Here is a 14,352-nt window from a genome sequence, read left to right on the forward strand (position 1 = left end):
TGGTTAAGTTTTTCTCTCCATCTCCTTTTCCCATCTTCCCCGTGCAAACAAAAACCTTTAAATAATAAGTATTTTCAATATAGTAAGACAAATCAATTGCGATCAGAGAATTCCGCCTATGATCCTTACCGGCGATCCCGCCCCGCTGTTTCTACAGAAAGCCGATACGGGCTGGGGCCATTACAGTTTCGATATGGCTGCCGGACGGTATAGCCTGCTGATCTTCATGGCTTCAGCCCAGTCTCCTCCGGCGGCATGCGACACCGAAGCATTTCGCGGCCTTGCTGAGAAACGAAAGAGCGGTGTTCTGGAAATCTTCCGTGTCACTGGCGACAGTCGGGAGATCAGCCGTCCCGTTTCGGATCATGCCAGTCGCGACAGCATTGTGCTCTTTGACGATGATCAGGCCGTGCACAGGCTTTACGGTGCTGGCCCAGATGAAGCGCTCTGGATTCTGGTCGATCCCATGCTCAGGATCAGACAGGTTCTTCCCGACAGTCCTGACGTAGCAAACCATCTGAACAAATGGCTGGACAAGCCCCCCCGTTTCCAGAACGGCCCCATCCCCGCACTCATGCTCGACAATGTGCTCGAACCAGAGTTCTGTCAGACGCTCATTTCTTACTATCACAGTCAGCCACAGAACTTCTCCGGCATTCTTACACGTGACAGTGACGGGACTGCCATCCAGACCGTCAGCCAGTCTTTCAAGCGCAGACATGACTGTGTTTTACGTGACAAAACTCTGGTTCAAGGTTTGCAGGCCCGGATCATCCGGCGTGTCGTTCCTGAAATCCGCAAGAGTTTTCAATGCACGGTTACCGGCATGGATCGCATGATCATCGGATGCTATGACGCCGCCGAACTGGGTGGTTTCGGGCCACATCGCGATAATACGGTCAAAGGCGCGTTTCACAGACTTTTCGCCATTTCCCTTAATCTCAATCATGATTTCAAGGGTGGTGAGCTGATCTTTCCCGAATTTTCAGATCAGGGATTTTGTCCGCCAACAGGAGGCGCTCTCATCTTTTCCAGCGCACTCATGCATGCCGTCTGCCCCGTCACAGAGGGCAAGCGTTATGCATGCCTTCCCTTCGCCTTCAACGAAGACTCCCTTGCCTATGCCCGCAGTCAGGAGGAAGTGACCGGACAAAAAACCTCCGATGCGAAATAGGGTTCTTGCGTCAACAGTATCTATAACAATGCAGAACGCTGCCCCATCCATTTAACAGGTGGAGCAGCTTCACAGAGACCGCTTACTTCTGCCCTCCGGGACAAAAGGCTCAGCCTGAAGACTTTCTTCAGATGTTTCTAAAGAGGTTTGCGAGGAGCCCTTTTCAGAGCCGGGCGGCTGATATAACGCCCAGCCCCCTTGACCGCCCGTAAATCCCCGTTCTGCCAGACGACCCTGCCGTTGCTGATTGTTGTCTGCGCCAGACCGGTCAGCGTCATACCTTCAAAAATATTGTAATCGACATTCTGATGGTGCATTGCGGCCGAAATGGTTCGCTCCGCATCAGGGTCCCACAGAACAATGTCAGCATCCGCTCCGGGTAAGATCGTCCCTTTCTGCGGATAAATATTGAAAATCCGGGCCGTATTGGTGGACGTCAGAGCCACGAAATTCTCTGGAGACAGATGGCCTTTCTTCACGCCGTAGTGCCACAGCACACTCATCCTGTCCTCAATACCCGGCGTTCCGTTGGGAATGCGGGTGAAATCCTGTCGTCCGGCCTCCTTCTGCGCAGCGCAGAAGCAGCAGTGATCCGTCGCCGTCGTGTGCAACTGGCCGGACATCAACCCGCCCCACAGAGCCGACTGATGATGACGCTCCCGAAACGGCGGGCTCATCACGTAACGTGCCGCCTTCAGCCAGTCCGAACTTTCATAAACGCTTTCGTCAAACACAAGATGCTGCGGCAGGACTTCGCCATACACCTCCTGCCCTCTCATGCGGGCATCAGCGATGGCCTTTGCCGCCTGCTCGGTCGAGACATGGACAATATAGACCGGCACACCCAGCAGACCAGCCAGAGCGATGGCGCGCTGGGCAGCCTCCCCCTCCACTTCCGGCGGACGTGAGACAGGGTGCGCCTCCGGCCCGGTTCGTCCCTGCGCCAGCAGATCCTGCTGGAGGTAGGCGACCGCATCACCATTTTCAGCATGAACAGTACAGATCGCGCCGAGTTCCGATGCTCGTTTCATGGACCGGAGCAGCGTATCGTCTTCAATCATCAGGGCATTTTTGTAGGCCATGAAATGCTTGAAGGAGTTGACGCCACACTCTTCAACCAGCGTACCCATGTCATGGCGCACCTGGTCATTCCACTCCGTGATGGCAACATGAAAACCATAGTCAGAGGCAGATTTCGTTGCTTTTTCACGCCATTCTTTCCATGAATCCAGCAAGCCACGCCCCGAACCCGGAATCACGAAATCAATGATGCTCGTTGTGCCTCCCGCCAGCCCGGCTGCGGTACCTGTAAAGAAATCATCTGTCGCAATGGTGCCCATGAAAGGCATTTCCATATGCGTATGCGGGTCTATGCCACCCGGCATGACCAGCAGACCACCTGCCTCCACCACGTCATAGCCAGTCGGTGTTTCCAGATCAGGTCCCACCTGAAGAATCCGTCCACCATCACCACACAGCACATCGGCCCGCATGGTGCGTTCCGCCGTTACAACGTCACCGCCTCTGATATGCAGCATGAGTGCTCCCTCGTGATTGCAGGAATCGTGGATTTCTCCACATTTCATATCGAAACCGTATTGTTATTCTGACTATTTGGTCAATAAGATATTTCAGAAACGAATCATGTTCTCAGGGAGAGCACCATGAACGGCCCTTTATCACCCCCACTGAGATCATCCCGCCTGATCAATGACGACCTGGCTCCGGTGACCCAACGCACATGGGGTGGCAAGGACTACCTGTTCCTGTGGATGTCCAACATTCACAGTGTGGCGGGCTATGTGACGGTCAGCAGCCTTTTTGTCATGGAATTGCCGCTTAAAGACGTGTTTCTCGCCCTGCTCCTCGGCATTCTCGTGGTGCAGGTGGCCTGCAACCTTGTCGCCGCTCCAAGCTTCCGTACAGGCGCGCCGTTTCCTGTCGTCGCCCGCATGACGTTCGGCGTTTATGGCGCCATCCTCGCGGCGTTCATACGCGGGCTGATCGCCATCGGCTGGTATGGCATCCAGACCTGGCTTGCCTCCAACGCGCTTGTGGTGCTTGCCGTCAAGCTGTGGCCAGCCCTTGAACCCTGGGCCATCGCCTCGCAACATGGCTTTGTCGGACTGTCACTGGTCGGCTGGGCCGCCTTCATGACCGTGTGGACCCTGCAAATCATGGTTTTCTGGAACGGTATGGATGCCATCCGCCATTTCATCGACTGGGCCGGCCCCATCATTTACGGCATGATGGTGCTGCTCGACGGGTGGCTGCTTGTCAGAACCGGCGGGCATGTCTCCTTTCACATGTTCCACACAGCAACACATCCGACCTTCAGCCAGCAGTTGTTCGGCATCGTGAATGCCATGGCACTCATCCTTGCCTATTTCTCGCCCATCATCCTCAATTTCGGCGATTTTTCCCGCTATGGCGTCAGCATGCGCGCCATCCGCAGCGGCAACTTCTGGGGGCTTCCCTTCAATCTTCTGGCGTTTGCCTCCCTGACACTGCTGACGATCGCCCTGACACTACCGGTCTTTGGTCATCTGATTTTCGACCCAGTGGAAACCGTCGTCAAAACCACAAGCCTGACCACAGCTCTTCTGGGCGTTCTGACCGTCGTTACGGCCACAATCGGCATCAATATTTCAGCGAACTTCGTCTCTGCCGCATTCGATTTTTCGAATATCGCGCCGAACCATCTTTCATGGCGCAAGGGTGGACTGATCGCCGGGGCAGGCGCCATCATCGTCACACCGTGGAACCTCTATGCGCGGCCTGAACTGGTGCATCTCACGCTCGATGTGCTGGGAAGCTGCATCACACCGATGGTCGCCATTCTTCTGGCCGATTACTACGTGGTCAAAAAGCAGCATATTCAGGCAGAGGCTCTTTATTCTTCTGACCGGAGCGGCGTCTACTGGTATCGCGGAGGTATCAATCCCGTCGCAATCAGCGCCCTTGTCACCGGCACGCTATGCGGACTGAGTTTCATCTTCTTCGCTGCTTTCGCGCCGTATCGGAACCTATCCTGCATCGCCGGATTCACGACGGCGCTTGGGTTCTACCTTCTTCTGGCGCGGCTGTTTCCGCATCAATACACACAGAAGAAAGCAGTTGCATGATGGTGCTCAGGCCATCGTCATAATCGCTTTTCAGCAGTTTCTTTCGCCCCAGAACGGCTGCAAACTGCACCTGCATATCGGCGTAGGACTGTGTCATGGACCAGAGCAGGAACATGAAGTGCGGAACATTCACCGCCTTCATCTGGTCCCGCTCCTGCCAGATTCTGAAAACTTCTGACAGTCTCTCCACATGCTCTTTCAGCGTGATTTTCAGAAAATCCTCGATCTGGCCACCGCCAGACAGAAGTTCCTGCATAAAGAGCCGGGAAACCTCCGGCTTACGCCGGGAGAAAACGATTTTCGCCTGAACGTATTTCAGCAGACCGTCATAAGGTCTGTTCTTTTCTGAAATCCAAGCATCGGCATCAGCCAGCCAACCATCAAGAAAACGCTCCAGCGTCGCGTGATAGAGCTTTTCCTTGGTACTGAAATAATAAAGGACATTCGCCTTGGGCAGATCACAGACCCGGGCGATCTCATCAACACGAGCGCCAGAAAAACCATGACAAGAAAAGACTTTTTCCGCCGCGTCCAGAATATGACCTGTCATGTTCTCGCGCAAAGACCCTACGGGCCGGTTTCCGTCTTTCTGCCTCATTGAATTTTCTGTCTCTTGCTTGCTGTAACCTTCATCCGACGATTATGCCACACGACCCTCGCCCATGCATGACCGCAGCATGTCGAAGCGTATCATCAGCCGCCGTCAGAAGCAGGCAGGCGTCTCGTGCGTGGCGCCTGCCTGATCGATCACGTCAGACGCGAAGGACGTGTACGTCCACGAGCGGACGTTTCTGCAGCTTGCGCCCCAGAGCCCGACGCAGCGCCGTCTTGGCGGCCTCCCGGAAGGAGACGTCATCCATGCGCAGTTCATCCGGAATCTCGTCGATCGCGTTGGAGAACTCTTCCTGAACACGAATGCTTTCCGGCTCTCCTGCTTCCAGCAGACCCGGCGCGCTGATCTTCGGCTCGCCGATGACGTAGCCTTCGTCATCCACCGCGACACTGGCGATGATAATGCCGTTGAACAGCATCTTGCGACGGGCAGACAGAACATCGCCGTCCATCGCCAGCAGACGGTTGCCATCCACAGCCAGACGTCCGGTAGGCGCGGTGTCGACCACCTGCACAGCACCGGGCGCGAGGTTCAGGATATCGCCGTCTTCCAGCAGGATCGAGGCGATGCCCTTCTCCTGAGCCAGAGCCGCATGGGCCGTCAGGTGACGCCATTCGCCATGTGTCGGCACAGCGTATTGCGGACGGATCAGGTCATACATCATCCGCACGTCATCAGCCGTGGCATGGCCGGAGCAGTGGATCATGTACCCTTCCTTGTCCGTGATGACACGGACGCCGTTACGGGTCAGATTGTCCTGCACCTGCATGATCGCGCGCTCGTTGCCCGGGATCATGCGGCTCGAATAGATGACCGTATCCCCTTCTCCGAGCGCGACGGTCTGATGCGTGTCCGAGGCGATCCGCGACAGCGCCGAGCGGGGCTCGCCCTGACTGCCGGTGATGATCATGACGATCTTGTCGTCCTCGACATTGTTGATCTCGTATTCCGGCAGGAACGGCAGCACGCCCGAGAGGTAGCCGCACTCACGCGCCGCCACGTCGAGGTTGCGCAGCGAACGACCGACCAGCACCACGACACGTCCGGCAGCCTGCGCCGCCATGGCGATGGTCTCAACGCGGGCGACATTGGACGCGAAGCAGGTAACGGCGATGCGTCCCGTCAGCGTTCCCATCAGTTCCGTCAGGCCCTGACGCACTTCGGCTTCCGAGCGCGAGGCACCGGGCGTCATCACGTTGGTACTGTCACACACCAGCGCCAGCACACCCTCGTCACCGATTTCGCGCAGACGCTCGATATCGGTCGGCGGTCCGACCAGTGGCGTCGGGTCGATCTTCCAGTCGCCGGTATGCACCACCACGCCCTGCGGCGTGCGGATGGCCATCGCCTGCGCTTCCGGCACCGAATGGGTGACCGGGATGAACTCGATGTCGAATGGTCCGACATTGAAGCGTCCGCCGCAGGGGACCACGTGGATCTTCACCTGCTGGTCGAGACGGGCCTCACCGAGCTTGCGGCGCAGAACCGTTGCCGCAAACGACGTTGCGTAAATCGGGCACTCAAGGCGGGTCCAGAGGTGCGCCACCGCGCCGATGTGATCTTCATGAGCATGCGTGATGACCAGACCAGCCAGTTTGTCCCGACGCTCCATGATATAGGTCGGGTCCGGAACCAGAATTTCCGCTTCCGGCGTATCATTGCCGGAAAACCCGATACCGCAGTCAACCGCAAGCCATGTCTCTCCCAACCTGTAAAGGTTGAGATTCATGCCGATCTCGCCCGTTCCGCCAAGTGGCAGAAAGGCCAGACCGCCGTCCTTCTCTGTCATATCGTTCTGTTATCCTTCTTCCTGTGTACTGTCTGTGATGGTGTGTAATGGCGGCTCCGGGTTTCGCTCGAACAGGAACCGCAATCCGTTGATGGTCAATTCAGGGTCGATATGGTCGAAAACCTCTGTCCCCTCAGAGAAGAGCGGCGCGAGACCACCAGTCGCAAGCACCTTCATCGGGGCTCCGAACTCCCGTTTGACCCGCTCGACAAGTCCTTCGATCAATCCGACATATCCCCAGAACACGCCTGACCGCATGGCCATGTTCGTATTCTTCCCGATAACAAGGCCGCCTTCCGGGCGACCAATTCCAATCCGCGGCAGACGCGCCGCGGCCATATGCAGGGCTTCAACCGACAGGTTGATGCCGGGAGCAATGATGCCACCCAGATACGTTCCGTCTTCCGCCACGACGTCAAACGTGGTGGCGGTGCCGAAATCAATGACCACCAGCGGACCACCATAAAGGCGCTGGGCCGCGAGCCCGTTCAGCAGACGGTCAACGCCCACTTCCGTCGGGTTATCCAGTGCAATCCGGAAGCCCCAGTCCAGACGGGACGAGGCCACGAGAGGCTCCACATTGAAATACTGACGGCAGAGCTGGCGGAGATGATAGAAAGCTGCTGGCACAACCGTACCGATGGCGGCGCCTGTAATGTCCTCTGGCGCAATCCCTTCGTTGCGAAGCAGCGTCAGCAGCCACACCGCGTATTCGTCGCTTGTGCGCTGCGTCTGCATGGAGATGCGCCAGGTTCCACGCCATTTTTCCCCGTCATCGACAGCAAAAACAGCGTTCGTATTGCCTGCGTCAATGACCAGCAGCACGACCGGCTTCCAACGCATTCACTCTGGGATCACCATAAAGCACTTCACCCGTGATCACTCTCTCGACCCTTCCATTACAGTCGAGGAGCAGCTCACCATCCTCACCAATCCCTGCAAATCTGCCCTCAGAATAGTGTCCGCCGCCATTTACTACAAGGGGCGCTCCCAAAGGCAACGATCTCTCAAGCCATGCGAGACGAATTGCTGCAAAACCTTCGGTCCTGAAAACCTGTCGCCAGTGTGTCAGTGCAGACAGGATACGCCCGGCGACAGCACGCGGCTGGCAGGAGGCTGTCCACTCCGCCAGACAGGCCAACCTCCGGCCGGGAATGACGGGAGAGGCCACAAGATTGGCCCCGAAACCAATGACCAGCCAGGGCGCGGAACCTCCTCCTGCTTCCACCAGAATACCACCCATCTTGCGACCATCCAGCACGATGTCATTGGGCCATTTGATCCGCAGCCGGGAGCTACTGTCCCGCCCCGAAGCAAGACCGTCATGAAACGCCAGAGCCGCGATGAACGCCCATGCGCCGGGCTGTTTCCGCTCGGTCTCATCCGGCCGCAGCAATGCTGAAAGCGCCAGACTGTCTCCCGGATCAGACCAGAGACGCCCGCGACTGCCTCGGGGATTCGTCTGATGAAAGGCCAGCGCGGCGAAGCCGTCAGCCTCACCTTCCTCCGCCTTTGCAAGACAGAGGTCAGAGGTGGAGGGCAGTTCGTCGAAACATGAGAGCCGCCAGACGGGAAGCTGATCCGGACCGCTTCCCTGAGGCGCAGCCGGCTCAGTCAATGAGCGCCTGCGCCGCAGCCTGCGCTGCCTCGCTGATCGGACCCAGACCAATCAGGAACAGCACCGTCGCCAGCCCCATGGCGATGGATACGAACGAGACAGACGGGGCAGGACGATCGAAGGCCGGAGCCGCCGGATCGAAATACGCCACCTTAACAATGCGGAGGTAATAAAACGCTCCAACGATGGCGGACACCACGCCGACTGCGATCAGCGGATACAGGCCTGCGTTCCAGGCTGCGGCGAACACCATGAACTTGCCGAAGAACCCGGCCAGCGGCGGCACGCCGATCATGCTGAACATGCAGATCGCCAGAACCAGAGCCAGCCCCGGATTGGTGCGCCCCAGTCCTGCGATGTCGGAGATTTCGGTAATCTCACGTCCCTGCCGACGCATGGCGGTGATCACACCGAACGTGCCCGCATTCATGATCAGATAGGTCGTGAGATAAACCAGTGTGCCTGTCGTCCCTGCAGGAGACGCGGCGGCAAGCCCCATCATCGCATAGCCCATGTGACCGATCGACGAGTAGGCCATCAGGCGCTTGATGTTGCGCTGCGGGATGGCGGCGAAGGAACCGAACAGCATGGACAGGGCCGCGATCACTTCGATCAGCAACTGCCAGCGCGGTGACATCGCACCGAACGGACCCGCCATCACGCGCAGAATCAGGGCGAAAGCCGCAAATTTCGGCGCACCGGCCATGTAGGCCGTCACCGGTGTCGGCGCACCCTGATAGACATCCGGCGTCCACATGTGGAACGGCACGGCGGACAGCTTGAACGCCAGCCCGACGATGACGAACACCATGCCAATCACAAGACCGACGGGCAGGATGCCTGCGCCGTTGATCTCGGCCGCGATGGGCGCGTACTCCATCGTCCCCGCATAGCCGTAGACCAGCGACACGCCATAGAGCAGAAGACCGGACGCCAGCGAACCGAGAATGAAATATTTCAGACCTGCTTCCGCTGAACCCAGACGGTCCCGCTCCATGGCGCACAGAACGTAAATCGCCAGTGAGGACAGTTCCAGCCCGACAAACAGCGTCATCAGATTGGTGGACGACGCCATGACCATCGCCCCGAGGGTCGAGAACAGCACGAGAATGGGCATCTCGAACGGCAGTTCACGGTGCTCGTTGGTGTAACCCACCGACAGGGCAATCGCCACCACGCCACCGACAATCGCCAGCAGCTTGATGAAGCGAGCGAACGCATCGACCACGAAGAGCCCATCATAGCCAACGCCACCATAGGACGTGGCCACCAGAAACCCCGTGACCACGAAGGCCGCGATGCTCAGCGTCGCCGATGGCAGAAAGGCATGGCCTTTCCTCGTGAGCACACCCACCGAGAGGATAAGGAGACCGCTGACCGCCAGAACGATTTCCGGCAACGCAAGTATCCAGTTCATCGTCCATTCTCCCCGGCGATGACGTGCAGGATTTCAGAAAAGCCGCTCATCGGAAAAAGACCACGGTGCTGACAAACACGACCAGACCGACAAGCATGGTAAACGCATAGATGGCGATAGACCCCGTCTGCGTGCGCGTCGCGGTAACCGCCGTGCCACGCGTAATCTCGGCGAGACCGACCGGGATTTTCTCGATCACACCTTCGTCCACACCATGCCACAGGGCACGGGCAATGGCGCGATAAGGCTTCACGAAAACCACGTCATACAATTCGTCGAAATACCATTTATTGAGCAGGAACTGATAAACCGGACGGAAGGACGTGGCGATCTGCCCCGGCAGCTCCGGCTTGGCGATATAAAGAACATAAGCCAGCGCGATACCCAGCAGACCGACAATGCTTGGCAGCAGTCCGATCAGCGTCGGAACATCCTCAAGCGAGGCGATGATCGTGTTGCCCGGAGCATTGAAAATCGCCCCCTGCCAGAATCCTTCCTGCCTGCCGCCGATATAGAGCGGTGCCAGAGCAGCACCGGCAACCAGCGCGCCGATCGACAGGATCATGACCGGGGCCAGCATGACCGCCGGACTTTCATGGGCATGATCGAACGCATGCTGGTCACGGGGTTTGCCATGAAACACGAGGAAAATCAGACGCCAGCTATACAGCGCTGTGATGAAAGCCGTGACCGTGCCGAGAATCCAGCCATAGGTGCCAACACCGGAATGCGAGACCCATGCTGCGTTCAGGATGGCGTCCTTCGACCAGTAACCGGCGAAGGGGAAGACGCCCGCCAGCGCCAGACTGCCGATCCACATCATAGCGTAGGTGACCGGGATCTTCTTCCACAGGCCGCCCATGCGGAACATGTCCTGTTCCTCGTGCATCGCATGGATCACACAGCCTGCGCCGAGAAACAGCATCGCCTTGAAAAAGGCGTGCGTGGTCAGATGGAACACGGCCGCCTGATAGGCTCCGACACCGATGGCCATGAACATGTAACCAAGCTGCGAGCAGGTGGAATAAGCGATCGTACGCTTGATGTCCGGCTGCACCATACCGACAGTCGCCGCAAAGAAGCAGGTCGTGGCCCCGATCAGCACGATGAAGATGCGTGTGTCAGGTGCGAACTCGACCAGCGGCGACATGCGCGCCATCAGGAAGACGCCCGCCGTGACCATGGTGGCGGCGTGAATGAGAGCGGAAACCGGCGTCGGCCCTTCCATCGCATCCGGCAGCCATGTGTGCAGGAACAATTGCGCCGACTTGCCCATCGCGCCGATGAACAGCAGCGTCGCAATGACCTCGATGACGGAGTGGACCGAACCGAACAGATAGTAGCCGGTCTGCACATGGTCCGGGACCGTGGCGAAGATGTCGTCATACTGGACCGTGCCGAACACCACGAAGATCAGGCCGATGCCGACAAGGAAGAACAGGTCGGCCACACGGTTGACCACGAACGCCTTGATCGCTGCGGCGCAGGCGCTTGGCTTCTGATACCAGTATCCGATCAGCAGGTAACTCGCGAGACCGACCCCTTCCCAGCCGAAGAAGAGCTGGATCAGGTCGTTGGACGTGACCAGCATCAGCATGGCGAATGTGAACAGCGACAGGTAGGAGAAGAACCGGTAACGCGGCATCGTATCGTGCGCCATGTAGCCGATGCTATAGATGTGCACGAGCGTCGAGACGGTCAGCACCATCGCCACCATGGTAACCGACAGCGTGTCGAAGCGGAGCGCCCAGTTCACATGGAAGGAACCGGCGTCAACCCAGTGCGCCAGCAGAGCCACGCTCGGCATGCCGCCACCAAGGAAGCCACCGGCCAGCGCGCCATAACTGCATACCGTAGCGATGAGCATGCACAGGACCGTCACGGCCTGCGCCGCGCCGTCGCCGATGCGACGCCCGAACAGTCCGGCAATGGCCGAGCCGCCCAGCGGGGCCAGTGTCGCGATCGAAAAGAGGATGAGTGCTGCCTGCATGATGCTCAGCCCTTCATCGTCGCAACGTCCTCGACCTGAATCGAGCCACGGTTGCGGAAATAGACAGTGAGGATGGCCAGACCAATCGCGGCTTCAGCGGCCGCGATGGTCAGCACGAACAGCGTGAGCACCTGTCCCGAGAGATCGCCCAGCACGGAGGAGAACGCCACCAGGTTGAGATTGGCGGCCAGCAGGATCAGCTCCATCGACATCATGATGATGATGATGTTCTTCCGGTTGAGAAAGATGCCGAACACGCCGAGCACGAGCAGCGCCGCGCTGACCGTCAGGTAGGGGCCAAGCCCGATCTGGGCGATTGTCGTGTTCATTCTGCATCTCCTTCACCCGGCTCGCGCGTCTCCGCGGCAGGGACTCCGTAAGAACCCGGAACGGCTGTCACGTAATAGGAATCGTTGGGGCGGATGAAGCCGCCATTCGCATCCGTGCCCTGCCCCAGCGGCAGGGTCATCATCTCCAGCGTGTCGGCGCGCTTGCGCTCATGCTGGCGGGCGATGATCTGGCGACGGCCCATCGGACGGTCACGCAGTGTCAGGGTGATCGCGCCGATCATGGCGACGAGCAGCACGATACCGCAGAGCTGGAACAGCAGGATGTAGTGCGTATAGATCAGGTTACCGAGTGCGCCGGTGTTGGTGGCGGCGCCTCCGGGCAGGCCGAGACCACCCGTGATCGGCGCGGGCATGACCGGGGACATGCCCCAGTGAAGACCCGCCATCGCCAGTTCGACGAACAGGATGCAGCCGACCACGGCCCCGATGGGCGCGTAACGTTGCAGGCCTTCCCGCATCTTCGTGAAGTCGATGTCGAGCATCATCACCACGAACAGGAACAGCACGGCCACCGCGCCGACATAGACGATCACCAGGATCATCGCGAGGAACTCAGCCCCGGCAACGAGGAAGAGTCCGGCAGCATTGAAGAACGCAAGGATCAGGAACAGGACCGAATGGACCGGGTTACGTGCGCTGATCACCATGGCGGCGGAACCGACCAGAATGGTGGCGAACACATAAAAGACGAGCTGGACCATCAGACACAGCCTCCCCTGAAACAGGCGGCGGACACGGCTACGGACATAGCGTGGGGCCGATCAGCGATAAGGCGCATCGAGTTCGAGCCTCCGTGCCAGCACGCTCTCCCAGCGGTCGCCGTTCGAGAGCAGCTTTTCCTTGTTGTACATGAGTTCCTCACGGGTCTCCGTGGCGAACTCGTAGTTCGGCCCCTCGACAATCGCATCCACCGGGCAGGCTTCCTCGCACAGGCCGCAATAGATGCACTTCGTCATATCGATATCGTAGCGCGTGGTACGGCGGGAACCGTCGTCACGCGGCTCGGCCTCGATGACGATCGCCTCCGCCGGACAGGTCGCCTCGCACAGCTTGCAGGCGATGCAGCGTTCCTCGCCGTTCGGGTAGCGACGCAGGGCGTGCTCACCACGGAAACGCGGAGAAAGCGGCCCCTTTTCGTAAGGATAGTTGATGGTGACTTTCGGCTTGAACATCGTCCTGAATGTCGCGGCCATGCCGGAGACGATTTCGGTCAGCAGAAAAGCCTTCAGCGCACGATCCATGCCAGCCATCAGCTTACTCCCTGCGGCAGAAGACCCGTTGCAAGCAGGAACCCGGCGGTCGCGATCATCCAGAGCAGCGAGAACGGCAGGAACACTTTCCAGCCAAGACGCATGAGATGATCATACCGGAAACGAGGGAACGTTGCGCGGGTCCAGATAAAGACGAAAAGACAGAACAGGATTTTGGCGATCAGCCAGAGCGGACCCGGTATCCATGTCAGCGGCGCGATGCCAAGCGGCGGCAGCCAGCCACCGAGAAACAGGATGCTGACCATGCCGGACATGAGGATCATGTTGGCATATTCGCCAAGAAAGAAGAGACCGAAAGAGAGAGAGGAATATTCGACGAAGAAGCCCGCCACCAGCTCACTCTCGCCTTCGGGGAGATCGAAGGGCGCCCGGTTCGTCTCGGCCAGCGCCGAGATGAAGAACAGGATGAACATCGGGAACATCGGCACGCAGAACCAGACATGCCGCTGCGCCAGCACGATGTCGTTGAGGTTCAGGCTCCCCACCGCCAGCAGCACGGAGACGATCACCAGACCGATGGAGACCTCGTAGGACACCATCTGCGCGGCGGAGCGAAGGCTGCCGAGAAAGGCGTATTTGGAGTTCGACGCCCAGCCCGCGATGAGCATGCCGTAGACACCGAGCGAAGAGATCGCCAGCAGGTAGAGGATGCCCACATTGATGTTGGCGACCGCCAGCCCGTTACCCGTCGGGATGACCGCCCACGCCGTCATGGCCAGCGAGAAGGTCAGGAACGGCGCGAACAGGAAGAGGAAGCGATTGGCCCCGGTGGGGATGATCGTTTCCTTGGTGATCATCTTGATCGCATCGGCGAACGCCTGAAGCAGACCGAAAATGCCGTTCACGTTTGGACCACGGCGCATCTGCATCGCGGCCATCACCTTACGCTCCATGAGCGTCAGGTAAGCCACGCCGATCAGCAGCGGCACGAGGACCGCGAGCGTCTCCAGCACCATGAGAATGAGCTGGCCGGCAAGCGTATGGAAGAAAAAGTCAGCCACGTTC

Annotated in this window: 13 protein-coding genes; 2 read left to right on the forward strand and 11 right to left on the reverse strand. The window is 58.7% G+C overall.

Annotation, left to right across the window (positions count from 1 at the left end; translation table 11 throughout):
- The first annotated feature begins 118 nt into the window (after nt 1–118).
- Nucleotides 119–1,174: a 2OG-Fe(II) oxygenase gene (locus LKE90_RS08675; protein WP_291494117.1), complete on the forward strand. Its 1,056-nt coding sequence runs from the start codon at nt 119–121 to the stop codon at nt 1,172–1,174.
- A gap of 137 nt (nt 1,175–1,311) precedes the next feature.
- Here LKE90_RS08675 and hydA read toward each other — a convergent pair whose 3' ends face one another.
- The gene (hydA, locus tag LKE90_RS08680; RefSeq protein WP_291494115.1) at nt 1,312–2,712 is read right to left on the reverse strand and encodes a dihydropyrimidinase; all 1,401 of its coding nucleotides are present in this window, start codon (nt 2,710–2,712) and stop codon (nt 1,312–1,314) included.
- Nucleotides 2,713–2,838: 126 nt separating this feature from the next.
- Between hydA and LKE90_RS08685 the strand changes: the two genes are divergently transcribed.
- Complete coding sequence (locus LKE90_RS08685; RefSeq protein ID WP_291494114.1) at nt 2,839–4,299, forward strand: NCS1 family nucleobase:cation symporter-1; 1,461 nt, start codon at nt 2,839–2,841, stop codon at nt 4,297–4,299.
- Here the strand turns inward: LKE90_RS08685 and LKE90_RS08690 are convergent.
- From LKE90_RS08690 to nuoH, 10 genes are all read right to left on the reverse strand, one after another.
- Nucleotides 4,220–4,897, reverse strand: a complete 678-nt coding sequence (locus LKE90_RS08690; protein WP_291494112.1) for a TetR/AcrR family transcriptional regulator — start codon at nt 4,895–4,897, stop codon at nt 4,220–4,222. The two genes, LKE90_RS08685 and LKE90_RS08690, sit on opposite strands and share 80 nt — an antisense overlap.
- A gap of 154 nt (nt 4,898–5,051) precedes the next feature.
- Nucleotides 5,052–6,701 carry a ribonuclease J gene (locus tag LKE90_RS08695; protein WP_291494110.1) on the reverse strand — a complete coding sequence of 550 codons (1,650 nt, stop codon included), beginning with the start codon at nt 6,699–6,701 and terminating at the stop codon, nt 5,052–5,054.
- 9 nt (nt 6,702–6,710) lie between these two features.
- Nucleotides 6,711–7,526 carry a type III pantothenate kinase gene (locus LKE90_RS08700; protein ID WP_291494178.1) on the reverse strand — a complete coding sequence of 272 codons (816 nt, stop codon included), beginning with the start codon at nt 7,524–7,526 and terminating at the stop codon, nt 6,711–6,713.
- On the reverse strand, nt 7,510–8,319 hold the full coding sequence (locus tag LKE90_RS08705; protein ID WP_291494108.1) for a biotin--[acetyl-CoA-carboxylase] ligase: 810 nt from the start codon (nt 8,317–8,319) through the stop codon (nt 7,510–7,512). Before LKE90_RS08705 ends, LKE90_RS08700 begins: the two co-directional genes overlap by 17 nt.
- Nucleotides 8,312–9,736, reverse strand: a complete 1,425-nt coding sequence (gene nuoN, locus LKE90_RS08710) for an NADH-quinone oxidoreductase subunit NuoN (RefSeq protein ID WP_291494106.1) — start codon at nt 9,734–9,736, stop codon at nt 8,312–8,314. Before nuoN ends, LKE90_RS08705 begins: the two co-directional genes overlap by 8 nt.
- 46 nt (nt 9,737–9,782) lie before the next feature.
- Complete coding sequence (gene nuoL, locus LKE90_RS08715) at nt 9,783–11,726, reverse strand: NADH-quinone oxidoreductase subunit L (protein ID WP_291494104.1); 1,944 nt, start codon at nt 11,724–11,726, stop codon at nt 9,783–9,785.
- 5 nt (nt 11,727–11,731) lie between these two features.
- Nucleotides 11,732–12,055 (reverse strand): NADH-quinone oxidoreductase subunit NuoK, encoded by a 324-nt coding sequence (gene nuoK / locus LKE90_RS08720; protein WP_291494102.1) that lies wholly within the window; start codon nt 12,053–12,055, stop codon nt 11,732–11,734.
- A complete protein-coding gene (locus LKE90_RS08725) occupies nt 12,052–12,777 on the reverse strand; it encodes an NADH-quinone oxidoreductase subunit J (RefSeq protein WP_291494100.1) in 726 nt (241 codons plus the stop codon). The genes nuoK and LKE90_RS08725 overlap by 4 nt, the downstream gene beginning before the upstream one ends.
- Before the next feature lie 60 nt (nt 12,778–12,837).
- A complete protein-coding gene (gene nuoI, locus LKE90_RS08730) occupies nt 12,838–13,326 on the reverse strand; it encodes an NADH-quinone oxidoreductase subunit NuoI (RefSeq protein ID WP_173574077.1) in 489 nt (162 codons plus the stop codon).
- Nucleotides 13,326–14,348 (reverse strand): NADH-quinone oxidoreductase subunit NuoH, encoded by a 1,023-nt coding sequence (gene nuoH / locus LKE90_RS08735; protein WP_291494098.1) that lies wholly within the window; start codon nt 14,346–14,348, stop codon nt 13,326–13,328. The genes nuoI and nuoH overlap by 1 nt, the downstream gene beginning before the upstream one ends.
- Nucleotides 14,349–14,352 lie beyond the last annotated feature (4 nt).

It is taken from the genome of Acetobacter sp. (genome assembly GCF_022483985.1).
Classification (GTDB): Bacteria; Pseudomonadota; Alphaproteobacteria; order Acetobacterales; family Acetobacteraceae; genus Acetobacter.